A 23,219-nucleotide genomic window follows, 5' to 3' on the forward strand; every position below is an offset into this window, starting at 1 on the left:
CGGTCGTCGGCTGAAGCTCCAGTTTGGTCGGCATTGTCCCGCCTTTCAAGCGTTTCGGAGCGTCTTTCTCAAATTTTGCCCAGCTTGAGGTAAATGGGAGTCGTTGCAACAGCCTGGACCTATTCTATGTTCACGTTGAACGGGGGTGAGGTATGCCCGAAAACAGCTCAATGATCCCAGACATGACCACTTTTCTGCCACTGGTGAGTCGATGACTCGGGCGATTAGCAGAAACAGGGCATCGCCAACTGCTCAAAACAGGGTCACCACGCCCACACCTTAGCTCGCTCCCCCACACCTCACGGATTCAGGAGAGTAGAAAAGATGGAGTCAACCCGAACTCAACAAGCACGGGGGAAAGTGCCCATGGGGAACAACTTTCTCCCTTTCTTTGAGAAAAACGGAAGGTGAGCTTTCTAACGCCACGGCTGGAATCTCTTCTATGTGGCTGCCCTTGGTTTGGGGCCCACCGGCGCATGGCCGCAAGGCGTCCCTCTTCAAACCGCAAAGTGTGCACACAATCCATGGGACCAAAATTCTTAGCCTATGCCTCTACCATGATCTCCTCGTCGCCGTAGACAAAGGTCTTGCCGTGGTCGGCATTTCGATGCGGGTATCCGAATTTTATCCAGGGGCGGAACGATGTGTGTCTGCCCCGCAGATTTGTGAATTTCTGGCGGGCATAGTGATACGTTCTACAGGGTTCTTCTCAGTTCGTCATGGCATTGGGCTGCACGGGCTTGAACACGATCCAACGCAGCCTGCACTTTCTGTTCGACATCTTTTCGGAATGCGACATCCTGAATGGAACTTAGGTTGATCCAAACATTATAGGCGGCAATCCTTGCAGCCGCTGAAATCATCTGTACGGCGGCTCCGGCGTCGCTGACGGCACTGGGGTTTCCGGATTGAACCGCTTCCAGGGCATCTTCCATCATCCGGTCCAGAGTCAAAAGCGTTTCCAGGGGCACTCGAGCCGCCTCCCGAAAGGCATGCTGCATGGCCGCATCACGCCGATCCCGCTCTTCTTCCGTGTTTCGAGGCAGCCGAATACTTTCCACAACCGCCTGATAGGCTTCGGTGTCCTGTTGCATAAGCACCTGGAACGCCGCCCGATGTTTTTCGGCTTTTTTTTCTACGGCCGCCATGAGGGGATGACGATCTCGAAACTTTTCTTTGGCCAAAGTAAGCCGGGCCACCATGGTCGTGAGGGCCGCAGCCAGGGCTCCGGCCAAGGCCGCCACACTGCCCCCTCCGGGAACAGGCTTCGAAGAAGCTAGTTCTTCAAGAAACTCCGCGACGGTCAACCGGTTTAGGTCCTTAATCATTCATGCACTCCCTCATCATCGTGGGTCGAATGGGTCGGTGGACACATTTTTCCATGAGATCCCGAGCCCTTGGCCCGCTCCCTCCGCGGGCGGGACGCGCTGCTTTCAGCAAAAGACCGAGCTTCGGTCCCATGAGAGCCATACACACTTCGCCTTGATCACCCCTAAAAAAACGGCCTGAGCCGAAGCGTTCCTGGTAATTTCTTGACGAAATTTCTACGGCATGTGTCTTTCGCCTTTTTTGTAGACTTCCAGCACGGGATTGGATCCGGCATGAAAGGCGACAATGGCCGGCGTTTCCCCATCAAGGACAAGAAAATCCGCCTGTTTTCCCACATCCAGGCTTCCCACCCGCGGCGCCGCTCCCAAAGCATAGGCGGCGTTCAAAGTCGCCGCTGTCAAGGCTTCTTGGACGCTAAAGCCCATCAAGAGCACAGCGAGGCCGAACACAAAAGGCATGGATTCCGTGTACGAAGATCCAGGGTTAGCATCGGTGGCCAGCGCCACGGGCACTTCCAGATCCATCATGGTACGTGCTTTCGCGAAGGGTTTACGCAGGCTGTAGGCGGTTGCCGGAAGAACCACGGCGATGGTTCCCGACCGAGCCATAGCTCTAAGGTTTTCCTCACTGGATGCCAATAAATGTTCCGCCGAAACCGCTCCCAGTTCCGCCGCCAATCCGGCACCCCCCAGGTCGTGCACCTCATCGGCATGCAACTTGGCTCCAAGACCAGCCTTTTGAGCCGCTTGCAAAATACGTCGCGCCTGTTCCACAGAAAAGACGCCCTTTTCACAGAACACATCGCAAAACCTAGCGATTCCCTGGTGTACCACCTGGGGTATCATTTCTTCAATGACCAGGTCCACGTAAGCGTCCGGCCGGTCCCGGTATTCTTCCGGAACGGCATGAGCCCCCAAGAAGGTGGCGACCACATCCAGCGGAGTTTCACGGCCCAGGCGTTGGATGACGCGAAGCATTTTCAGTTCCGTTGCGGTCTCAAGCCCATAACCGCTTTTGATTTCCATGGTCGTGGTGCCCAGACGCAAGGCGGCGAGAGCTCTTCGCCGAGTAGCCTCGAAAAGGGCTCCCTCATCCGTTTCCCGAACCGATTTCACCGTAGAAAGAATACCTCCTCCTTGCCTGAGGATCTCCAGGTATTCCACGCCCTGTAGCCTCATGGAGAATTCACGTTCCCGTGGCGCCACGAAACACAGATGAGTATGCGGGTCCACAAAGCCAGGAATGACACAGCGCCCCTGGAGATCCACTTCAATGTCCAAGTGACGTGGATTCAGCCCCTTCATGACCGCATCTTCAGGCCCCACGGCTTCAATGATTCCGTTCCGGCACAGCAAAGCCCCTCGGTCCACCACGCGCAGCATGCCTTGGTCGGGTCCTGCTTTGGGTTTTCCGGTATCCACCGGTGTGTGAATGGCGGCGTTTCGAAAAAGCTTGGTGATCATGGCAGGTCACCTTCAAGCATCTCCAGTAACTTGAGCTCAATGACCTGAGCGGGAGTAAAATCTCTAATCTGTAGGTAATAGGCGGTGCTGTCCATAAGAGCCGCGGCGGGAACCATGCCGTAAACTTCCGTTTCCACCACGGGGACCCCCCAGCGCTTGGCTTCCATGCGGATAAATTCCGTGATTCGATAAAGAGTGTTTTTTTCGCAATCGGTCACGTTAAGACTGACTTGGACAAGCCCTCGTTCTTCCAACGCCAGGCCGATTGCCTTGACATAGCCTAGACCTCCACTGGAAGCGCGTATTGTCTTGGCAATTTCTTTGGCGACACGCACATCGGTGGTACCAAGGTTCACGTTGAAAGCCACCAGGAACTTTCGAGCTCCGATGACGGTAGCGCCTGCCGTGGGATGAAGCCTTGGTTCGCCCACGTCCGGGTGTCGTTCGGGGTTTTCGATCTCTTTTTTCAAACCTTCGTATTGGCCTCGGCGAATCACTTCCAAGCGCGACCGCTCCGGGCGAAGGGCCGCTTCTTCGTAGAAATAAACAGGGATACCGGTTTCCTGCCAGAATCGTCGGCCGAAATCGCGGGCCAAGGTTACGCATTCTTCCATGGAGATATGGCGCAGAGGGATAAACGGGATGACGTCCACAGCCCCAATGCGTGGATGGGCGCCTTGATGCCGATTCAGGTCGATGTGGGTGATGGCCGCCCTTGTGGATTCGAGCAAGGCTTCCTGGATGGGGCCTGGTGTTCCGGCAAGACTGACCACCAGCCGATTGTGGTCGGGGTCGGCTCGGTAATCCAACAGCACGCAACCTCGGCGTTCGCGAAACGGGGCCACGATGGCTTCGATGATTTCAGGACGGCGTCCTTCGCTGAAGTTGGGTACACACTCAATCCATGGCGTCATAGGCGGCCTTTCTTACAAGCTTTGCACATTGAAATTCGTAGGGGCGGAGACATCGGTCCCCCCTACAGAAGAATGTTGATTTACAGGTGCTACCTGAAAGGCAGCATGGGAATTTTGACGCCACGTTCCCTGGCCACGTCTATGGCGCGTTCGTATCCGGCATCCGCGTGGCGCATGATTCCTGTGGCCGGATCATTTCGAAGCACCGTGGTCACCCGCAATTCTCCTTCGTCGGTGCCGTCGGCTACGGTGACCTGACCTGCATGCAACGCATAGCCGATCCCCACGCCGCCTCCATGATGAAAACTGACCCAGCTGGCTCCAGAAGCCGTGTTAACCAGAGCGTTGAGCACGGGCCAGTCGGCGATGGCATCGGATCCGTCTTTCATGGCTTCGGTTTCTCGGTTAGGAGAGGCCACAGAACCGCAATCCAAATGGTCGCGACCGATGACAATAGGGGCTTTGACCGCGCCTTGGCGTACCAAATTGTTAAAAATCCTTCCGGCCTTGTCCCGTTCTCCGTAACCCAGCCAACAGATGCGTGCCGGCAGTCCCATATGCGCCACGCGAGCTTCAGCCATCTGTAACCAGCGCACCATTCGCGTTTTTTCGGGAAAAGCTTCCATCAGAGCATGATCGGTGACGACGATGTCTTGGGGATCTCCAGAAAGGGCGACCCACCGAAAAGGGCCTTCACCTTCGCAAAAAAGAGGGCGAATATAAGCGGGCACGAATCCTGGAAAATCGAAGGCGTTTTTCACACCGCGCTTGAAGGCCTGACCCCGCAAGTTATTGCCGTAATCGAAAGCGACGGCCCCTCGATGCATCATGTCCAGAATGGCTCGGCAATGGACCGCCATGGAATCCATGGCCATGTCGATGTAGCGCTTAGGGTCTTTTTGGCGCAAAGCTAAAGCTTCTTCGTAAGGAAGTCCCGCCGGCACGTACCCGTTCAATTCGTCATGGGCACTGGTTTGGTCTGTAACCACATCAGGAATAAAGCCCATCTCCAACATCTTGGGTAAGACCTCGGCGCAGTTTCCCCAAAGACCGATGGAAAGGGCACTTTTGGCTTCCGCTGCTTGGCGCGCCATGACAATGGCTTCGTTCAGGTCTTTTACCGACACGTCCAGATAGCGGGTCTCCAAACGCCGTTGAATGCGACGCCGATCCACTTCCACGCAAATGGCCACGCCCTCGTTCATGGTGACCGCCAAAGGCTGCGCACCGCCCATGCCCCCGAGACCTCCGGTCACGGTGATCTTGCCCGCCAGAGAACCACCGAAATGCTTTTGCGCCAATGCGGCAAAGGTTTCGTAGGTTCCTTGAAGAATGCCTTGAGTGCCGATGTAAATCCAGGAGCCGGCGGTCATTTGACCGAACATGATGAGTCCCTTGGCTTCCAGTTCGTGGAAATAGTCCCAAGTGGCCCAGGCGGGAACCAGATTGGCGTTGGCGATTAGGACACGAGGTGAGGTCGGGAAGGTTTTGACGATCCCCACGGCTTTTCCCGACTGCACCAGCAAGGTTTCATCGTTTTCCAGATCCAGCAGGGCTTGAACGATGGCATCAAAGCACGCCCAATTGCGGGCCGCTTTGCCGGTGCCTCCGTAGACGATGAGTTCTTCCGGCTTTTCTCCTGTTTCCGGATCCAGGTTGTTACAGAGCATACGGAGAGCCGCTTCCTGATGCCAGCCTTTGCAATGCAACTGAGAACCCCGAGGAGCTCGAACCGGACGTGGCACACCGCAGCCGATCTGCAGCTCCCGGAGTAATTTTTCTTTCGGTGTAAGACTCATTTTTCTTTATCCTCCTACCAGGGGCTTTTGAATCGCGACCAGAGCGTATCATTGACGTGGCCGCGGCAACGAGTTGCTCCCAGTCCGCAAGGTCCGGGTTCTTTTCCTTAACCACGGCAAGGTACGGCTTGTTTGTTTATAGGATAGGCTTGTTCGTAAACTAAATTCAGCGGTAGGGGCGTTTTTGGAAAGAGAGTCTTCACACCCATCACACAATCCTGCTGGATGAGTTTTTGGGCTAATCCAACAGCTGCCTTCGCAGATGTGCCGAAAAATTTCTCTCAAGAGGACAGCCGGTTACAAAGACTCAACGACAGAGACCTTTGAGCCTGACCCTCTAAAGAACCAAGGGAGGAAACTTGTCCTGCTCTAAAAGAAGTTTCCCGGCTCTTTGCGTGGGCCTTTTAGTGGCCGCGTTCCCCGCGGTGGATTTCCGCAAGGCGGCCTCCTTCAAAACGCAATCTATGCATAAAATCCATGGGGCCGAAATTATAAACCCATTCCTCCACCACAATCTTTTCATACCCATAGGGGGTGCGAAGGATCTTTTCTCCCACGTGCTGTTGATAAAGGGGGGGACCGCACTTGACGATCACATCCCCTTTGGTTTCTCCAAGACGCACCAGCCGCGAACCGCACCGAAGCGACGACAGGGACGTTTGAGCCTGCGTCGTTGCCGCTCCATGCCAAAGCCCGAACCCTAAGACCACCAGCAAGGCCCACCATCTCATCGTCGCTCCTTTCCCGCTCCACGGTTCCTGCTCATCCCCAATGTTCTTCATCGAACACTCCATCCCTGCCTTCACACTCCATGCAGAAATCAAGCCCATCATAACCCTCTTTGAAGGTATGCACAATTTTGTTTCGCTCCCGAGCAGCCTTCAAAACGCCTGTTTGTTCCGAAAAGACACGCCGAAACCAAGCATCGAAGACTATGGTGGAACAAATTTGTCACCAAAGATGGTCTCTTGGGCGCTCCATATGACTCCAAATGACCTGCAAACACGTATCCATGCTTTCCTACGATTCCTATGGCGCGAACCTTGCCTAAGCGAATGATAGGCAACGGCCAAGGGATAATTGTTTTTTTGGAGAAGACTCACAAATGGAAGGAGAAGGAAAAAGATGGACAGCGGGGATACGGCATTCATGCTTTTGGCGACGGCTCTGGTGATGCTTATGACTCCGGGGTTAGCCCTTTTTTACGGGGGGTTGGTGCGTTCCAAAAACGTTTTGGCCACCATGATGCAAAGCTTTATCTGCCTTGGCGTGATATCCATTCTTTGGGTGGTGTGCGGCTACAGTTTGGCTTTTGGACCCGACAAAGGGGGAATCATCGGAGGCTTGGAATGGGTTTTTCTGCGATCGGTGGGATTGGATCCCGGTCCCTATGCGCAGACCATTCCTCATTTGCTGTTTTCGGCTTTTCAGCTCATGTTCGCCATCATCACTCCGGCACTGATCACGGGAGCCTTTGCGGAGCGCATGAAATTTTCGGGATTTCTTCTCTTCACGGTTTTGTGGACGCTTCTTGTGTATTTTCCCGTATGCCATTGGGTCTGGGGAGGCGGATGGCTTGGCGGCCTAGGAGCCTTGGATTTTGCAGGTGGAACCGTGATTCATATCAATTCGGGATCTGCCGCGCTGGCAGCCGCTTTCGTGGTGGGAAAACGGCGTGGGTACCGCAAGGAACCGTTTCAGCCTCATAGTCTGCCTTTGACGGTCCTAGGTGCCGGATTGCTGTGGTTCGGGTGGTTTGGGTTCAACGCGGGGAGTGCGCTTACGGCCGGGTCTGTGGCGGCGGTGGCTTTTTTCAACACGCAGGTGGCGACCGGAGCCGCCGCGGTGGCTTGGATCACCGCGGAATGGATCAAGATTGGAAAACCCACCACATTGGGTGCCGTTTCCGGAGCCGTGGCGGGACTGGTGGCCATAACCCCGGCCGCTGGTTTTGTCGCTCCCATGGCCGGTGTCGTCATCGGTCTTGTGGCCGGATTTGTCTGCTATGGTGGGGTTCTGGCCAAGGAAAAGCTCGGTTACGATGATGCCTTGGACGTGGTAGGCATTCACGGTGTCGGGGGACTCTGGGGAGCTTTGGCCACGGGACTTTTTGCCACCACGTCCTACAATGCCGCAGGAGTCGACGGCCTTTTTTACGGCAATACCACACAGCTTTGGATCCAGGCCGTCGGGGCCTTTGCCGCCGTTTTCTACTCTTTTGTGGTATCCTGGATTTTGCTCAAGCTGACGGGAGCTGTTACAGGACTTCGCGTGCCCGATGAAGAAGAGGTTCAGGGATTGGATCTGTCCCAGCACAGCGAAACCGGCTACGTGCTTTAACATCCTCAAAGGGGCGCTTCAAAGCGTTCGTTTACAACGCCCTATGTCGAAAAGGTCTGTCGCGAAGAAAGGACTCGGTCATGGTTAAAATTGAAGCCATTATCAAACCGTTTGTTTTGGAACAGGTCAAGGAAGCTTTAAACACTATCGGCATCGCAGGCTTGACGGTGACGGAAGTGCGAGGATTTGGCAGGCAAAAAGGACACCGAGAAATCTATCGCGGCGCCGAGTATCTTGTGGAATTTCAGCCCAAGATCAAGGTGGAAACGGTGGTCCCGGAATCCCGAACAGAAGAAGTGGTGGGAACGATTCAGAAAGCCGCCTGCACGGGAAAGATCGGAGACGGTAAGATTTTCGTGTATCCTCTCACTCAAGTCATTCGAATCCGTACAGGAGAACGCGGCGAAACCGCCATTTGACATTCGTGAACGACATTCCTTCGCATCCCAGCCAACACATGCGGGGAGACATTCCTTTGTATTACAGCCAACATCTATGGGGGCGCATTCCTTTGCATCCAAGCCGACACCTGTAGGGGCGGACCTGCGTGTCCGCCCTACAATGATTGACCGTTGCTCATTACTTGTCTTGCTTTCATTTTGAATTCCGATCCGTTAAAAGCCAAACGGCGACCGAATTTATTCTGGGTATTTTTACTCATGGGCACTTCGTCAACGACCAGCCCTGACCTCATGGTTTTAAGCACCGTTCATGCCTCTTTGCCTGTGCACATTTCCGAGAAGGATTTGATCGTGGTGCTTCAGGAGGGCAAGCAGCAGAGCGTGATCGAGCCCATTTGGTAGCTCTTTTTACTGAAGTTTCTTTGGATGTTTTAGATCGGTTCCTAAGGCACCATGGTATTTCGTCTAATAAAGCTTTGCAGTGCTATCTGAAATATGTGAAACCCACGGACTCCAAACCCCCTGGTTGAGGAGTGGTTGGGTGAACGACTAGATCTGTAAGAAGCTTCTCCGTAGCGCCCTACAATGTTTAGACAGTCTTCCTCAATACCCTGAGCCTTTCTGGAGCCTCGGGGGTGGAACGGCGTTGATGCTTCGTTACGACCATCGAATCAGCAAGAACATAGATATTTTTATTCAAAACGTACAATACCTTACCTACTTGTCGCCGCGCCCGAATGATGCCGTTGCCGCCGTGTGCGACGGCTACGACGAACAATCCTCCTTTCTCAAGCTGCGTTTGCCTGATGGGGAAATAGATTTTATCGTCGCTCCCATTTTGACGAGCCAAGGATAGAAAGAACAGCGTTTTGAGGGACGCGCTCTTCGTCTCGAGACTCCTGTGGAGATAGGGGCGAAAAAGGTTTTTTCCAGGGCTTCAGAGTTGAAGGTTCTGACATTCTCGATCCAGCCTTTGTTTTGCACTATGACCCTGCGAAGGTCTCAGCGGATAAGGCTGTTTTTTCGCTAAGGCGGACATTGTGCGCTCTCGGCCGACCCTGCTCGAAAAGAACTTTAAGAGATGAGCCAGAGAACAAGTAGCTTTTTCGCCTCGGGGATTGGAGATGCTTCCTTTGGCATGAGGCAAGGTGCGGTCTTTTGAAAGCGGAAGTCCCGAATAAGCCATTCCATGCCATTTGGGTATGCATGGTGGGGCACGGTAAGGGGCGAGGCGCCGCCTCGGCCCATATGTGAATGGTGGGTTCTTCCAGGAGCGTGGGCCTTCGGCCCGCCGTTTGTGCGGGCGGTCTGCCCGCGCTCACGGGGCAAGGTCATTTTCAGGCAAGCTCCAAGCCCATGCATGACCGCGGCTTGCATTTTCTTGCCGGTCAAGCCGCCTTCTTACTGGTTCACCCAGACAGCTTGATGCTGAAAGTCTGCGAGGATTTTCTTCGTCACGGAACTTCTCAGAAACCCCCAGGTGCCTTCGGAACCCCCGTGGCCCAGCACCACGATGCCGGCACGTTGTTCAGCACAATAGGCGAGAATATCCGAAGCTACCTTACCGGACATGGGAGCGGCCACAAGGCGAAGCCGGTCCGAAGGGAGATTGCTCTGAGCAATCATTTCCAGGGCTTGAGCATAGTTTTCGCGGACTCCTTTAGGCTGATCGGCTACCCATCGGTTCATTTCCGTTGTAGGTTCCCGGCCTTGGGAGACAATCCTTTTGGAGAGTCTTTTGGAAAAATGGACCACATCGATCCGGGTTGCCGTGTGTTCCAGCATGAACAGAGCATGATCCAAGGCTCGAACCGACGCAGCGTGTTCGGAGACGCACACGACCGCACGGGAAGTGTCCACCGGATTGTCCACAAACCAAATAGGGCTGACCAGGCAGTGATGCAGGAGTGCAGAAGTGTGATCGCCTTTAAGAAACCCTTCCAGGCGGCTACTGGATTGTTTTGGAAACAGAACAGCGTCCACGCGTTTGATGTCGGCGAGACGACAGGCATGATGGGCGACGCTCAGTTCTTTTTCCTGCATCAGTTCATGAATAATGTCTTCGCTGAATCCCGATTCAATAAGCACTCGCTTGGCTCGAGCGCACGCTTTTAGAGCCGCTTCCTCGCGTTCCTTGAGAAATTCTTTCTTTTTAGCCACCTGAGCGGGACTCAGGCGTCCTTCGGCATACACGGGAGGAAGAGCTGGCATCAGGTAATGAATGGTAAGACTGATTTCAGAGCGGTCATGATACAGTTCGGTCAGAAAACGAATAGGTCGAAGGGATTCTTCCGTATCGTCGATAGGCAGGAGAAAAGCTTTGGGTGTTGCAGCCATGAAGGGCCTCCTCAGGGGCTCAGTTCGCATAACGGGGTTGCCCGGTCCTGAGCGGCGATAAGAAAGCGCACATGATGCCATTGTTCTCCATGCAGCCGCTGCAGACGGGTGTCTTCGACCAGTTTCGGGTGATTGTTGATTTCGCTCAAATGAGCCATGACGACCACCTGCAGGTTCTGATGATGCACATCCTGCAAAAGATCGCAGCATTCTTCGTTGCTCAGATGCCCGTGACGGCTTCGGATCCTTTGTTTGAGATGCCAGGGATAGGGACCATGTTTGAGACGATCCACATCATGATTGGCTTCCACGATCAAGCCATGGCAGTGTTGAAGGCGCGTACGTACCAATTGGGTGGCCGTGCCGCAGTCGGTACAGACGGCCAGCCGGCATCCATCGTGTTCGATGATATAGCCGACGGGATCCGCGGCATCGTGGGAAAGAGAAAAAGGAAGAACGGTCAGGTCCCCGACGTTGAAAAGACGACCTGAATGGATAATATGCACCCCTGCCAATTCACCCAACTGACTGGGCAGACCTTCCAAGGTGGCTTGCGTTAGATAAACAGGAAGGTCGAAACGTCGGCTGAAGACTCCCGCTCCACGAATATGGTCACTGTGTTCGTGAGTGATCAGGACGCCGGCCAAGCGCCGTGGAGGCAGACCGACGTTTTCCAGGCGTCGCACCATTTCCCTGGCGCTCAAACCCGCATCCAGAAGCAACGCCGTTCCCGGACTGGCCACATAGACGGCGTTGCCTTTGGATCCACTGGCAAGGACTTGAAACACTAAAGCCATGGCCTTGACACTCACGCCGCCGCCATCGAACCCGTATCATCTTTCACGGGTCCCAGAAGCATCACGGCGGTATGTTCCCTTTGATAATGTTCGCGAAACCATTCCCGCACATCATCCACCGTGACGGCATCGATCGCCTCTTCCACTTCCTTCAAAGGCACATGACGCCCGAAAACGAATTCGTTCTTGGCCAGGCGGTTCATGCGCGCATCAGTGCTTTCGGCGTTCAAGTAGATGCTTCCTTTAAGGTGTTCTTTGGCGGCGGCCAGTTCCGACACTGAAATGGAATCGCGGCGGATGGCTTCCATTTCCGTTGTGATGACGTGCAGAGTCTCGTCCACATCCTCAGGAGCCACGGCGGCGTAGACGCCCATCAGGCCTGTGTCTTCATGGCTGTTGACAAAAGAGTAGATGGAATAGGCAAGACCCCGTTTTTCCCGCACTTCCTGAAACAGGCGGCTGCTCATGCTGTTTCCGAGAACCACATTAAGCACATGGCAGGCGAAACGCTGAGGATCCAACTGGGAACATCCTGGAAATCCCAAGCAAATGTGAACTTGTTCCAGATCCTTGGGCAGGAGTGTTCGATGCGCAAACACACGGGGTGGATGCCGGTGCGGAGCCTGGCGGGCATGGTTCAGGGATTCCACATGCGGGGCGACCAAGTCCACAAAGGCGTTATGGTCCACGTTGCCCGCTGCGGCGATAAGGACGGCTTGCGGAGCGAATCGTCTGCCGAGAAAACCGAGAATTTTGGAACGGTCCAGGGCCAGAACAGATTCTTCGGTGCCGTAGATGGGTGCGCCCAGAGGATGATCTTTCCAGAAGTTTTGCTGAAAGAGAATGTGGATCAGGTCTTCGGGAGAATCTTCGATCATGTTGATTTCCTGAACCACAACCTGGCGTTCCTTTTCAATTTCTTCCTCGGCGAACAAGGAATGAAGAAAGATGTCCATGAGCACATCCACCACCAGGTTCAGGTGGGTGTCCAAAACCTTGGCATGAAGACATAGATTTTCTTTGGATGTGAAGGCATTGGCGAACCCTCCGACCGCGTCCAGCGCTTTGGCGATGTCCAGGGCGGAGCGTTGTGCCGTGCCTTTAAAGAGCATGTGTTCAATAAAATGAGTGATTCCTTGTTCGTGGGGCTCTTCGTCCCGAGACCCCACGTTGACCCAGATGCCCGTAGAGACGGTATAGACTCCTGGCATCTTTTCGGTCAGGATACGAACACCGTTGGATAACTGCGTTTTTTGAACCAACGCGGCCTCTTTATTTGCGTTGTTCCGGATTACCCAGCACGGCCTTACGGCTGAGTCGAATACGGCCTTCACGATCGATGTCGATGACTTTCACCAACACCTCATCACCTTCCTTAACAACGTCGGTGACTCTTTGAACCCGTTTGTGGTCCAATTGAGAAATATGAATCAGACCTTCCGTGTGCGGAAGGATTTCGGCAAAGGCGCCGAAGTCCGTCACCTTGGTGACCCGAGCCATATAGACTTGCCCGATTTCGGGTTCCATGGTGAGTCCTCGAATCTTGTCGATGGCCTTTTGGCATGCCTCCTTGTCCGGACTCATGATGACCACGCGTCCTGAGTCTTCCACATCGATCTTGGCTCCGGTTTCGGCCACGATTCCTCGAATGACCTTGCCGCCCGGGCCGATGACATCGCGGATTTTTTCCGGGTTGATGTGAATGACTTCCATGCGCGGCGCATAAGGGGACAGTTCCGGTCGAGGGGCGCTCATCACTTCCCGCATTTTGGACAAGATAAACAGGCGTCCTTGCCGGGCTTGCTCCAAAGCCCGCGTCATGATCTCACGGCTGATCCCCGCAATTTTAACGTCCATTTGGATGGCGGTCACACCTTTCTCGTTTCCGGTCACCTTGAAGTCCATGTCCCCCAGGTGATCCTCATCGCCGAGGATATCGGAGAGGATCAGAAAATCTTCCCCTTCTTTCACTAGACCCATGGCGATACCGGCCACCATGTCCTGCACGGGGACTCCGGCATCCATGAGAGACAAGCAGGCACCGCACACGCTGGCCATGGAACTGCTGCCGTTGGATTCCAGCACTTCACAGACCACTCGAATGGTGTAAGGAAAAGTGCCGTTGGAAGGCAAAATAGGTTTCACGGCCCGTTCCGCCAGAGCTCCGTGTCCGATTTCCCGTCGGCCTGGTCCCCGCAAAGGGCGCACTTCACCTACCGAATAGGGCGGAAAATTGTAATGGAGCATAAAAGACTTGAAGGATTCTCCGGTAAGGGCTTCAATCTTTTGCTCATCGCTGGAAGAGCCCAAGGTGGTCACGGCCAGCACCTGGGTTTCACCACGACGGAACATGGCCGATCCGTGAGTCCGTGGCAGAAGCCCTACTTCAATGCTGATGGGACGAATTTCATCAAAGGCCCGCCCGTCGATACGGCGACGTTCCTGTACCATCATACGGCGCACCGTTTCCTTTTCCAGCTTTTCCAGGACTCGTTCCACGTCCTTTTCCGAGCCGGGAAACTTTTCCGCCATGACGGCCAGCACGGTCTGATGAAGAGCTTTCTTCTTGTCCCGACGCTTCATCTTGTCGGCGGTGGTCATGGCTTCGCGCATGCCGTCGCCGACGGTTTCTCGAACCGCCTGTTCCAGCTCGAAAGGCACGACCGGTTCCACAATGTCTTCCTTGGGCAGTCCTGCAAGACGTCGCAACTCGTCCTGAGCGTCCAAAATAGGCAGAATAGCTTGATGCGCCGCGTCGATGGCTTCCAAAATGTCCGCTTCGGGAATGAACTGAGCGCCGCCTTCCACCATAACCACGGCGTCCCGGCTGCCGGCCACCACCATGTTCAAATCACTGCGTTCCAGTTGGACGGCACTGGGGTTGATGATCAGCTGCCCGTTTACACGCCCGACACGCACGGCGGCCACAGGTCCTGCAAAGGGAATGGCCGAAAGGTGCAAGGCGGCTGAAGCTCCCGTTAAAGCGACCACGTCCGGTTCGTTTTCCTGATCCACGGAAAGTACCGTGGCGATCACCTGGGTTTCATAAGCGAAACCTTTTGGAAACAGAGGCCGAATGGGGCGGTCGATCAATCTGGACGTAAGGGTTTCCTTTTCGCTGGGTCTACCGATTTCCCTTCGAAAAAAGCCGCCTGGAATCCGGCCCGCCGCGTAGCTCATTTCCTGGTATTCCACCATGAGCGGCACGAAATCGATACCTTCACGGACGCGATCTTCTTTGACGGCGGCGACCATGACCACTGTGTCCCCGTAGCGGACAAAGACCGCTCCGCTGGCTTGACGGACCGCATGGCCCGTTTCGAAAATGAGGGGGCGTCCGCCCACCTCAACCTGAACCGTTTTCTTCATAGATGTCTTCCTCATCTTTTCCGGGGTTGATCCGCATCCGTCTTAACGGCGCAGCCCCAAGCGCTCGATCAGAGTATGATACCGATCGATGTTCTTGCGTTTCAAATAATTGAGCAACTGTCGTCGCTGGCCGACCAGCTTGAGCAGACCGCGCCGAGAATGATGATCCTTTTTATGCACCTTGAAATGCTCGGTCAAATAATTGATCCGTTCACTGAGCAAAGCGATTTGCACCTCGGGTGATCCCGTATCGCTGGGATGAATCTTGAAAGTGTCGATGATTTCTTTTTTCCTTTCTGGGGTGAGAACCACGGGTATCCTCCTTTGTCTAGATGAAATTGTGCGATGATTGAAAAACCTTCAGACGTCGTTGGCCAGGATCGGTCACGGGCCACCACAGGGCCAGCAGCTCGTTGTCGGGACCCATAAGACGTACGGGTCCGCTGTGTCCTTCCGCAACCACCGCTTGTGAATCCAGCCAGGCTTCAGGCAGATGGCCGTGGCGCAACCGGTTTCGAATGGCAGAATCCGTCACGACCAAAGCAGGCAGATGGGAAAGGGCCGCATGCAGAGGAATGACATGGCGCATCCACTCTCGATCGTGAGCCATCCTTTCCAAAGTGTCCAAAGGCAGGGCGTCATGGACCGAAAACGGTCCATTTTGCGTTCGACGCAGTGCCGAGACATGAGCGCCGCAGCCGAGGCGGCTTCCTATGTCCGCGGCCAATTGTCGAACGTAAGTTCCTTTGGAACAGTGCACACTGCAGGTGATTTCAGGCCAGGAGGCATCCAGGACATGCAAAGCGTAGATGTGCACGCCTCGCGAAGGTGTTTCCACTTGGTGGCCGGCCCGAGTCCATTCATAGAGTCGTCGTCCTTGCACCTTGACGGCCGCATAACGAGGGACCCGTTGCATGGAGGGTCCCACCATGAGGGCCGCAACTTCCCGCACACGTTCGGGGGGGATGGGCGGACCTTCATAGATGTGGGTCACTTGACCTGTGGGGTCAAAGGTGTCCGTTTCCACACCCAAGCGCATGCGGAAAATGTAGTGCTTGTCGGTGAGAGTGAGGAGATCGGCGATGCGAGTGGCTTCGCCGAGGCAAAGGACCAGAAGTCCTGTGGCGAAGGGATCCAAGGTGCCCGTATGCCCCATTTTGGAAACACCTAGGCGGCGACGCAACGTGTCCACTACCTGATGCGAGGTCCATCCTTCGGGCTTGTCCACCAAAAGGATGCCGTGCACAGAAGCTGAAGCCTTCCTTTGTTGCGAACGCTTCGAGGGATCCATGGACGTCGGCAGCGTTTCAGGCATGACTGTCTAAATACTCCAAAGCGGCTTGCGTCACCGAAGCCCGCACTTGGGACAAGGTTCCTCGTGTGCGAAAGGCCGACGCATGGCGATGTCCGCCGCCGCCGTAACGGCGTGCAAAAGCCGCCACATCCACAGGGTCCTTGGATCTGAGACTCACATGCACGGTTCCGTCCTCTTCCTCGCGAAACAGAGCGGCCATGAGCACGGAGCGGACGCTGCGCAGATGATTGATAAAACTTTCCGCATCCGATCGAGTCGCTCCCGTTTCACGAAACATGGCCCGGCTTAGTTCAGCCGTCGCCAGCCGATTGTCGGCTTCAAAAGAGACGGTGAGAAGGACTTGGGCCAGCAGGCGTAATCTTTGAGGGGATCCGGAATCGTAAATCTGAGCCGCAATAAAAGCGGGCCGAGCTCCATGACCGACGAGTTCCGTGGCGATCTCCAGCACTCTGCGGGTTGTGTTGGAAAACCGAAAGGATCCGGTGTCTGTAAGAATGCCGGTATAAAGCTGGGAAGCCAGTTCCGGAGTGATCGGCACCCTCAGAAAAACCGCAAGATCGTAAAGGAGTTCGCAGGTGCTGCTGGCCTTGGGATCCACCCAGGCCACGTTCCCGAAGGGATCCTCTGTGATGTGATGATCAATATTGACCAGGATGGGAATTCGAGACAGAGCATCCGCCAGCACCGTGCCGACCCGATTGAACTCACCGCAATCTACCAAAATGGCCGTGTCGTAGTCTGCGACGGCGTTCCAGGTATGATGAATCTCTTCGACGCCCGCAAGGAAATCATGGCCCGAAGGCGGCGGGTCTTGGCAATAGGTGTCGACGGTTTTCCCTAAAAGCCGCAGCATGGTGGCCATCGCTAAAAGGGATCCCACGGCATCCCCGTCAGGGCGTACATGGGTTGCCACCGCAAAACGCCGACCTTGGTGGATCACCTGTTTCAGAGAAGCCAATGTTTGAGCCTTAGCGGCCTGCTCAAAGGTTTCTTCGTGCAACACCGTGCGTGAACACTCACCGTAACTTTCAGGATTCTTCATGGATTCGGTGAAGCAGCCGTTCAATTTTTTCTCCGTAATCAAAAGAGGCGTCAAAAAAGAATTGAATGTCCGGCACATAACGAAGTTCCACACGCCGGCCGATTTCGCGACGAATAAAGGGGCGAGCCTTTTCCAAGGCTCGAGCCACTTCCGGGCGTTCTTCGACTGTCCCCACAAAGCAGTAGTAGATCTTGGCGTACCGAAGATCGGCGCTTACTTCTACGCCCGTCACGGTCAACTTGGCCAGTCGAGGATCCCGAACACGTCGCAGAAGAATTTCGGCGACGGTACGCTGCAGAAGATCCGCGACACGGTCCGATCTTTTGTATTGCATCGTCTTTCCAGTGTCCCCTGTTAAAGCGGGATCATTTCGATATGATGACTTTCCAAATCGGCAATCCCCATGCCCACCATAAAATCCACCACTTTATCCAGAATGGAATTCAGCAGGCGTGCATCGTTGCCGATGACAGCTATGCCCAACGTCGCCCTTTGATAGCGGTCCAGGTCATCCACCTCCGCAATGGCAATGGGAAACCGATGCCGGCTTTTTTCAATAAGGCTTTTGACGATCTTGCGCTTTCCCTTTAGGGAATCGTTTCCGTGAAGCCGAAATGTGACCCGGGCCACACCCACGCTGACCGTGGTCTCCTTCATGGTGCTCACTCACACTTTCAACGGCAACCATTCAACTTCGGCCGGTGCTGCCACCTTTTTTTCATCGAGATAACTGCCCCCGCCTGGGACGGCGCAAAGGGTTGCGCTTTCACGGCACAGACCCGCCGATACCTCAGGCCATGGCGGGCCGCCTATGGCTGAGGCCGATCCTCTTGAGGCGGCTTGGTTTCCAGCACCGGAGCCACTTCCACCATGTGGTAGACTTCCAACAAATCTCCCACCTTGATGTCGTTAAAGTTTTCAATGGTCAAACCGCATTCAAAACCAGCTTTGACTTCCCGTGCATCATCCTTGAATCTTTTCAGGGACGAGATCTTACCGTCCCAGACCACCACACCGTCTCGAATGAGGCGGACCTTGGCGTTACGTTCAACTTTCCCGTCGGTGACATAGCAGCCCGCTACGGTCCCGATCCGTGAAATATGAAAGGTCTGGCGCACTTCGGCTCGCCCCAGAATTCGTTCTTCGTACTGAGGTTCCAGTAGGCCCACCATGGCGTCCTTGATGTCGTCCAGGATCTGGTAGATCACGTCATAATACCGGATGCTCACTTTTTCTTGTTCGGCCAGTTCCTGGGCTTTGGCATCGGCACGGACATTGAATCCAATGATGATGGCGTTGGAAGCCGAGGCGAGCATGACATCGCTTTCGGAAATGGCGCCGGTGCCTGCATGGATAAGAGAGACCTTCACTTCGGGAGTAGAGAGTTTCACCAAGGAATCCCGAATGGCTTCCAGGGACCCCTGGACGTCGGTTTTGAGAATGACGTTGATTTCTTTGATTTGGCCGTCTCGAATCTGTTCATAGAGCTTCTCCAAAGTCACTTTGGTGGTGCGAGACAGCTCTTTTTCTCTGGCCCTCATCTGCCGATGTTCAGCGACCAGCTTGGCCTGTTTTTCATCGGCCAGCACCACGAAATCATCCCCGGCATTGGGCACTCCGGAAAGCCCCAGCACCTCTACGGGAACCGACGGCCCTGCGGCCGTGATTCTCTGGCCCTTGTCATTGAACATGCTGCGCACGCGGCCGGAGTAGGTGCCGCACACATAGGCGTCCCCTTCCCGAAGGGTTCCTTCCTGAACCAGAATCGTTGCGACGGGACCTCGACCTTTGTCCAACTTGGCCTCAATGACACGGCCTCGAGCCGGCTTGTCGGGGTTGGCCTTGAGTTCCATGAGTTCGGCCTGAAGCAGGACCATTTCCAGAAGATCTTCGATACCGATCTTTTTCTTGGCGGAAATTTCCACCATTGTCACATCACCGCCCCATTCTTCAGGCAGAAGACCATGTTCGGACAATTCCCGTTTGACGCGATCCGGGTTGGCATTCGGTTTGTCGATCTTGTTAATGGCCACCATGATAGGTACCCCGGCGGCCTTGGCATGGTTGATGGCTTCGACGGTTTGTTGCATGACGCCGTCATCGGCCGCGACCACCAAAATGACGATATCCGTCACTTTGGCACCTCGAGCGCGCATCGCCGTAAAGGCTTCATGGCCCGGTGTATCCAGAAAGGTGATATGTCTTCCGTCCAGTTCCACGAAATAGGCGCCGATATGCTGAGTGATACCTCCGGCTTCTTCGTCGATAACCTTGGTGTGGCGAATGGCGTCCAGAAGCGATGTTTTGCCGTGGTCCACATGACCCATGACGGTAACGACGGGCGGGCGTGGCTTAAGATCTTCCGGGCGATCTTCGGTCGAATGGAGAATATCTTCTTCTTCGAATCCGGCTTTTTCCACTTCGTAATTGAATTCCGAAGCCACCAGAGCCGCTGCGTCAAAGTCGATGGCTTGATTGATGTTGGCGGGAAGGCCGAGAGCAAGCAGTTTTTTGATGATTTCCGTGGCCTTGACGCCCATCTGTTTGGCCAGATTGGCCACGGTGATGGCTTCATCAATGCGGATACGGCGCTTGATGGCCTTGGGCACGGTTACCAAAGGCTTTTGCGCCCCGGTGTCTTCACGTGGCAGGCCGGCTTTGCCTCGTTCGTCCTGAGCCCGTAGTTCTTTTTTGCTGTAAAGGTCTTCACGCCCGACGACTTCTTTGCGGCCTTTGCGCAGCTTTTTTTCGGCAACCGAAGGTTCCTCGTCCGGACGAAGGCGTTTTTTACGTAGAGGTTCCCGTGTGATTTCCTGTTCTGGAATAAAGCGCACCACTGTCGGAGGAACGTCAGGTTCTTCTTCCGGTTCAACTGGAATGACTTCTGGAAGACTGATGATACGAGCGGGTTCGTCTTTTCGGCGTTTACGACGGCGCCTTTTCGCTTTCTTTTTCTTACCTTTCTCGTCTTCTTCCGCTTCTTCCGGCAGAGGCTCGAGGACCTGACGCTTTTCAACAACAGGTGAAGGTTCAGGTCGAGAAATGATTCGTGCCGATGTTTCATGTTCGGCGAGAGGCGCTTGCTCTACCGGTTCTTCTGGAGCCGGTGTCCGTTCCGAAACCGCTGGCTCAAAGGATGAGACCGGCTCAACAGGCTCTTGGACCGAGACCGACTCCACGGTCCCCTCTTCAGGGCCGGCTTCGGCCTCCTCAGGCTCTTGAACCACGGGTTCGGTAAGAGCCGTTCTCGGCTCCTCTTCTTGAGAGAGCTCGATCGTGGGTTCAGGCTGCAGTGCGGTAGTAGGTTCGTCCTCTCTGAAGACTTCGACGGCCGGCGGGGCAGAAGGCGGTGGTTCCACGGCCGGCGGCAGGGCCGGTTCCTCAACCTCGGCTATGGGCGCAACAGGTTCTTCGACCTCGACGTCTCGGGGCGGGGCCTGAGCCTCTTCCTCCATGGCTTCGAGCTCTTCCGCCGTTTCCGGCATTTCGACCTCCACGGGCTCCTCGGCTTCAGCCTTTTTCCGTCGTCGAATTACTTGTCGGCCGATCCTTTTTTCTTCCACCCGTTTGGTCCCATCTCCTTGGAGGTGCTCCCGAATCTTGGCGATGGCCGATTCACTCAAGGTGCTCATATGGTTTTTTACGGAGATCCCCATCTTGAGGATCCTCTCAAGGAGATCCTTACTATTCATATCCAACTCTTTGGCTAGTTCGTGCACCCTCATTCGTGCCATGGAAAAAACCCCCTAGAAATCTTCAACGGCCGTGTCCCCGGACTTAAACCGCGGACGTGTTTGGGTATTACGCACACATAACGATCGATCCTCCGTGGTTTCGCAGCCCGTCAAATCCTTGAGAAGAGTAGACATTTGCCTCATCAAGGATGGGGACACTCCCCGTAGCCGGCCTCGAAAAGCGCGAAAGAGTGCTTTGCCTTTCACAACGTGCTTAAGACACGAAGCACACGCATAGGCACCGCGTCCCGGCAGACGTTGTTTTCGATCATGGATCACCAGGCACTGTTCGTCCAAAACAAGCCGCACAAGGTCTTCCTTGGGTCGCTTGGACCGGCACACGATGCATGTTCGATATGGCGTGTGTCCTTGGCGAGGCACTCTTATTCCACCGGTTTCATGTGTTCTTCGGATTCGGGCTCTTCACTTTCCCCTTCCTCCCCGGCATGGTTTTCGTCTTCATCAAGCTCATTCTCCTCGACTTCCAGCTCTCCAGCGCTTTCCAACAGGGATCGAGCCTGGGACTGCATGGCTTCCAGAGCTGACGCGGAAAGGCCGGTCAGAGTCTCCAACTCATCGATTCCCGCTTCACAAAACTCGTTCAGGGAAGTGATGCCCGCTTCATAGAGCTTGTCGGCCATTTCTTCCGACAAGTTATCGATGTGCAGCAGAGCCTGGTAGCCGGCTTGCTTTTGACGTTCATAGCGGGATTCGCTTTTCACGTCGATATGCCAGCCCGTGATTCGCGATGCCAGCCTCACATTCTGACCTCGACGGCCGATGGCCAGGGACAGCTGATCATCAGGCACAATGACTTCCATGCTTCGATTGGCCTGATCGATGATGACCTTGGTGATAATGGCCGGAGCCAAAGCGTTCACCACAAACTTGGCCGGATCCATGTTCCAGGGGACGATATCGATCTTTTCTCCACGCAGTTCCTGTACCACCGCCTGAACCCTGGATCCCTTCATGCCCACACAGGCACCGACGGGATCCACGTCCGAATCCTTGGACACCACGGCGATCTTGGCTCGGGATCCAGGCTCGCGTGCCGCGGCCAAAATACTCACCGTTCCGTCGCTGACTTCAGGCACTTCAAGGCGAAAGAGCTGAATCAAAAAATCCGGATGCGTGCGGCTCAGGACGATCTGCGGGCCCTTGCTGATCTTTTTCACATCCAAAATATAGGCACGAATGCGATCCCCCTGCCGGTACACTTCGCGAGGAATCTGTTCTTTGACCGGTAAAACGGCTTCGGCGCGACCTAGATTCACGATGATGCCGGAACGATCCACCTTTTGGACAATCCCCGTGACGATTTCGCGTTTTCGGTCCTTGTATTCTTCGTACGTGGCTTCCCTTTCGGCATCCTTCATCTTTTGAATAATCACCTGTTTGGCCGATTGCGCTGCGATGCGGCCAAGGGTGTCCGTGTCCATGCGGATGCCTAGTTCATCGCCGATTTCCGATTCCGGGTCCAGGTTTCGAGCCTGTTCCAGTGAAATCTGCTTTTCCGGATCCTCGACTTCTTCAACCACTTCTTTGAACGTAAAGGCTTCCATTTCTCCAAACTCGTCGTTATAGGTTACCTCTACGTCAATCTTGGACCCGTAGCGCTTCTTGATGGCCGACTTGACCGCTTCGACCAGGGTTTCTATCAACACGGCACGATCGATCCCTTTTTCTCGACTGACTTGATCGATCAACCGTTTCAATTCACTGGCCATAATGCCCTTTCTCCTCCTGTGCTTCTCTTCGGTCCCGGATTCGGTCCCGTGTTCTTCAATGCTTCAGTTTTCCTGCCTTGATTTCGGTACTGCCTCAAGCGATTCAAAATAGCGCAAACGGGCCCTTTCCACAGCGTCCAAGGGAATGTCATAGGGAATGCCGTCACAGTCCACACGGATCCCTTTCGGGTCCGCCGCCAGCAGAATTCCCTTGAAATTCTTTCGAGAGCCGATGGGAAGGCGGGTGCGTACAGCCACCACCTTGCCGATCTGGTGCGCGAAATGCTCCCAACGTCGAAGCGGCCGGTCCAACCCCGGAGAAGAGACTTCCAGATGGTAAGGACCATCAATGGGATCCACCACATCCAAAAGGTCGCCCACAACACGACTTACCGCCGCACAGTCTTCCACGCTGACCCCGCCGTCACGATCCACAAAAAGACGAAGCACCCATCCTTGACTTTCCCGGCGGTACTCCACTTCCACCAATTCCATGCCTTCCGCCGTAATTACAGGGGTGGTCAGATCCCAAATTTTCTCAACGACCGCTCTCGCAGCGTCCTCTTTCATGTCCATGACCACATGCCCAAAGCAAAAAAAAAGTGGGCGTTCAGCCCACTCCCATTAGCAGAGCAATGATCACAGAAAA

At 54.8% G+C, this 23,219-nt stretch carries 20 protein-coding genes; 3 read left to right on the plus strand and 17 right to left on the minus strand.

Annotated elements, in window-relative coordinates:
* Positions 1-695: 695 nt before the first annotated feature.
* From WHS46_11625 to WHS46_11645, 5 genes are all read right to left on the minus strand, one after another.
* On the minus strand, positions 696-1,328 hold the full coding sequence (locus WHS46_11625) for a cyclodeaminase/cyclohydrolase family protein (GenBank protein MEJ5349324.1): 633 nt from the start codon (positions 1,326-1,328) through the stop codon (positions 696-698).
* A gap of 216 nt (positions 1,329-1,544) precedes the next feature.
* Complete coding sequence (hutI, locus tag WHS46_11630) at positions 1,545-2,792, minus strand: imidazolonepropionase (GenBank protein ID MEJ5349325.1); 1,248 nt, start codon at positions 2,790-2,792, stop codon at positions 1,545-1,547.
* Positions 2,789-3,706 (minus strand): glutamate formimidoyltransferase, encoded by a 918-nt coding sequence (gene ftcD / locus WHS46_11635; GenBank protein MEJ5349326.1) that lies wholly within the window; start codon positions 3,704-3,706, stop codon positions 2,789-2,791. The genes hutI and ftcD overlap by 4 nt, the downstream gene beginning before the upstream one ends.
* A gap of 89 nt (positions 3,707-3,795) precedes the next feature.
* Positions 3,796-5,505 carry a urocanate hydratase gene (gene hutU / locus WHS46_11640; protein ID MEJ5349327.1) on the minus strand — a complete coding sequence of 570 codons (1,710 nt, stop codon included), beginning with the start codon at positions 5,503-5,505 and terminating at the stop codon, positions 3,796-3,798.
* Between the two features lie 404 nt (positions 5,506-5,909).
* Positions 5,910-6,236 carry a DUF2845 domain-containing protein gene (locus tag WHS46_11645; GenBank protein ID MEJ5349328.1) on the minus strand — a complete coding sequence of 109 codons (327 nt, stop codon included), beginning with the start codon at positions 6,234-6,236 and terminating at the stop codon, positions 5,910-5,912.
* Between the two features lie 394 nt (positions 6,237-6,630).
* On the opposite strand from WHS46_11645, the gene WHS46_11650 reads away from it, so the two are divergent.
* From WHS46_11650 to WHS46_11660, 3 genes are all read left to right on the plus strand, one after another.
* On the plus strand, positions 6,631-7,845 hold the full coding sequence (locus WHS46_11650; protein ID MEJ5349329.1) for an ammonium transporter: 1,215 nt from the start codon (positions 6,631-6,633) through the stop codon (positions 7,843-7,845).
* Positions 7,846-7,925: 80 nt separating this feature from the next.
* Entirely contained in the window at positions 7,926-8,264 is a 339-nt protein-coding gene (locus WHS46_11655) for a P-II family nitrogen regulator (protein ID MEJ5349330.1), read from the plus strand.
* Positions 8,265-8,799: 535 nt separating this feature from the next.
* Entirely contained in the window at positions 8,800-9,102 is a 303-nt protein-coding gene (locus tag WHS46_11660) for a nucleotidyl transferase AbiEii/AbiGii toxin family protein (protein MEJ5349331.1), read from the plus strand.
* A gap of 545 nt (positions 9,103-9,647) precedes the next feature.
* Here the strand turns inward: WHS46_11660 and WHS46_11665 are convergent.
* The 12 genes from WHS46_11665 to rimP all read right to left on the minus strand — a co-directional run bounded on the left by WHS46_11665 (position 9,648) and on the right by rimP (position 23,140).
* Positions 9,648-10,583, minus strand: a complete 936-nt coding sequence (locus tag WHS46_11665; GenBank protein MEJ5349332.1) for a universal stress protein — start codon at positions 10,581-10,583, stop codon at positions 9,648-9,650.
* Between the two features lie 11 nt (positions 10,584-10,594).
* Complete coding sequence (locus tag WHS46_11670) at positions 10,595-11,395, minus strand: MBL fold metallo-hydrolase (GenBank protein MEJ5349333.1); 801 nt, start codon at positions 11,393-11,395, stop codon at positions 10,595-10,597.
* Positions 11,392-12,642 carry a pitrilysin family protein gene (locus tag WHS46_11675; GenBank protein ID MEJ5349334.1) on the minus strand — a complete coding sequence of 417 codons (1,251 nt, stop codon included), beginning with the start codon at positions 12,640-12,642 and terminating at the stop codon, positions 11,392-11,394. Before WHS46_11675 ends, WHS46_11670 begins: the two co-directional genes overlap by 4 nt.
* 10 nt (positions 12,643-12,652) lie before the next feature.
* On the minus strand, positions 12,653-14,749 hold the full coding sequence (gene pnp / locus WHS46_11680) for a polyribonucleotide nucleotidyltransferase (GenBank protein MEJ5349335.1): 2,097 nt from the start codon (positions 14,747-14,749) through the stop codon (positions 12,653-12,655).
* A gap of 42 nt (positions 14,750-14,791) precedes the next feature.
* Positions 14,792-15,061, minus strand: a complete 270-nt coding sequence (gene rpsO / locus WHS46_11685; GenBank protein MEJ5349336.1) for a 30S ribosomal protein S15 — start codon at positions 15,059-15,061, stop codon at positions 14,792-14,794.
* A 16-nt stretch (positions 15,062-15,077) separates the two neighbouring features.
* On the minus strand, positions 15,078-16,064 hold the full coding sequence (gene truB / locus WHS46_11690; protein MEJ5349337.1) for a tRNA pseudouridine(55) synthase TruB: 987 nt from the start codon (positions 16,062-16,064) through the stop codon (positions 15,078-15,080).
* Entirely contained in the window at positions 16,057-17,130 is a 1,074-nt protein-coding gene (locus WHS46_11695; protein MEJ5349338.1) for a bifunctional oligoribonuclease/PAP phosphatase NrnA, read from the minus strand. Before WHS46_11695 ends, truB begins: the two co-directional genes overlap by 8 nt.
* The gene (gene rbfA, locus WHS46_11700; GenBank protein MEJ5349339.1) at positions 17,093-17,440 is read right to left on the minus strand and encodes a 30S ribosome-binding factor RbfA; all 348 of its coding nucleotides are present in this window, start codon (positions 17,438-17,440) and stop codon (positions 17,093-17,095) included. The genes WHS46_11695 and rbfA overlap by 38 nt, the downstream gene beginning before the upstream one ends.
* A gap of 20 nt (positions 17,441-17,460) precedes the next feature.
* Entirely contained in the window at positions 17,461-17,763 is a 303-nt protein-coding gene (locus WHS46_11705) for a DUF503 domain-containing protein (GenBank protein ID MEJ5349340.1), read from the minus strand.
* 152 nt (positions 17,764-17,915) lie between these two features.
* A complete protein-coding gene (gene infB / locus WHS46_11710; GenBank protein MEJ5349341.1) occupies positions 17,916-20,840 on the minus strand; it encodes a translation initiation factor IF-2 in 2,925 nt (974 codons plus the stop codon).
* Between the two features lie 383 nt (positions 20,841-21,223).
* The gene (gene nusA, locus WHS46_11715) at positions 21,224-22,570 is read right to left on the minus strand and encodes a transcription termination factor NusA (GenBank protein MEJ5349342.1); all 1,347 of its coding nucleotides are present in this window, start codon (positions 22,568-22,570) and stop codon (positions 21,224-21,226) included.
* A gap of 63 nt (positions 22,571-22,633) precedes the next feature.
* Entirely contained in the window at positions 22,634-23,140 is a 507-nt protein-coding gene (gene rimP, locus WHS46_11720; protein ID MEJ5349343.1) for a ribosome maturation factor RimP, read from the minus strand.
* Positions 23,141-23,219 lie beyond the last annotated feature (79 nt).

The sequence above is a fragment of the Desulfosoma sp. genome (genome assembly GCA_037481875.1).
Classification (GTDB): domain Bacteria; phylum Desulfobacterota; class Syntrophobacteria; order Syntrophobacterales; family DSM-9756; genus Desulfosoma.

What these genes read in the sequence shown, in the direction of transcription:
- rbfA (MEJ5349339.1), bottom strand. Translation starts at nt 17,440, where the DNA reads ATGCAATACAAAAGATCGGACCGTGTCGCGGATCTTCTGCAGCGTACC.
- WHS46_11705 (MEJ5349340.1), bottom strand. Translation starts at nt 17,763, where the DNA reads ATGAAGGAGACCACGGTCAGCGTGGGTGTGGCCCGGGTCACATTTCGG.
- ftcD (MEJ5349326.1), bottom strand. Translation starts at nt 3,706, where the DNA reads ATGACGCCATGGATTGAGTGTGTACCCAACTTCAGCGAAGGACGCCGT.
- WHS46_11645 (MEJ5349328.1), bottom strand. Translation starts at nt 6,236, where the DNA reads ATGAGATGGTGGGCCTTGCTGGTGGTCTTAGGGTTCGGGCTTTGGCAT.
- WHS46_11650 (MEJ5349329.1), top strand. Translation starts at nt 6,631, where the DNA reads ATGGACAGCGGGGATACGGCATTCATGCTTTTGGCGACGGCTCTGGTG.
- rimP (MEJ5349343.1), bottom strand. Translation starts at nt 23,140, where the DNA reads ATGAAAGAGGACGCTGCGAGAGCGGTCGTTGAGAAAATTTGGGATCTG.
- pnp (MEJ5349335.1), bottom strand. Translation starts at nt 14,749, where the DNA reads ATGAAGAAAACGGTTCAGGTTGAGGTGGGCGGACGCCCCCTCATTTTC.
- hutI (MEJ5349325.1), bottom strand. Translation starts at nt 2,792, where the DNA reads ATGATCACCAAGCTTTTTCGAAACGCCGCCATTCACACACCGGTGGAT.
- truB (MEJ5349337.1), bottom strand. Translation starts at nt 16,064, where the DNA reads ATGCCTGAAACGCTGCCGACGTCCATGGATCCCTCGAAGCGTTCGCAA.
- WHS46_11655 (MEJ5349330.1), top strand. Translation starts at nt 7,926, where the DNA reads ATGGTTAAAATTGAAGCCATTATCAAACCGTTTGTTTTGGAACAGGTC.
- infB (MEJ5349341.1), bottom strand. Translation starts at nt 20,840, where the DNA reads ATGGCACGAATGAGGGTGCACGAACTAGCCAAAGAGTTGGATATGAAT.
- hutU (MEJ5349327.1), bottom strand. Translation starts at nt 5,505, where the DNA reads ATGAGTCTTACACCGAAAGAAAAATTACTCCGGGAGCTGCAGATCGGC.
- WHS46_11665 (MEJ5349332.1), bottom strand. Translation starts at nt 10,583, where the DNA reads ATGGCTGCAACACCCAAAGCTTTTCTCCTGCCTATCGACGATACGGAA.
- nusA (MEJ5349342.1), bottom strand. Translation starts at nt 22,570, where the DNA reads ATGGCCAGTGAATTGAAACGGTTGATCGATCAAGTCAGTCGAGAAAAA.
- WHS46_11625 (MEJ5349324.1), bottom strand. Translation starts at nt 1,328, where the DNA reads ATGATTAAGGACCTAAACCGGTTGACCGTCGCGGAGTTTCTTGAAGAA.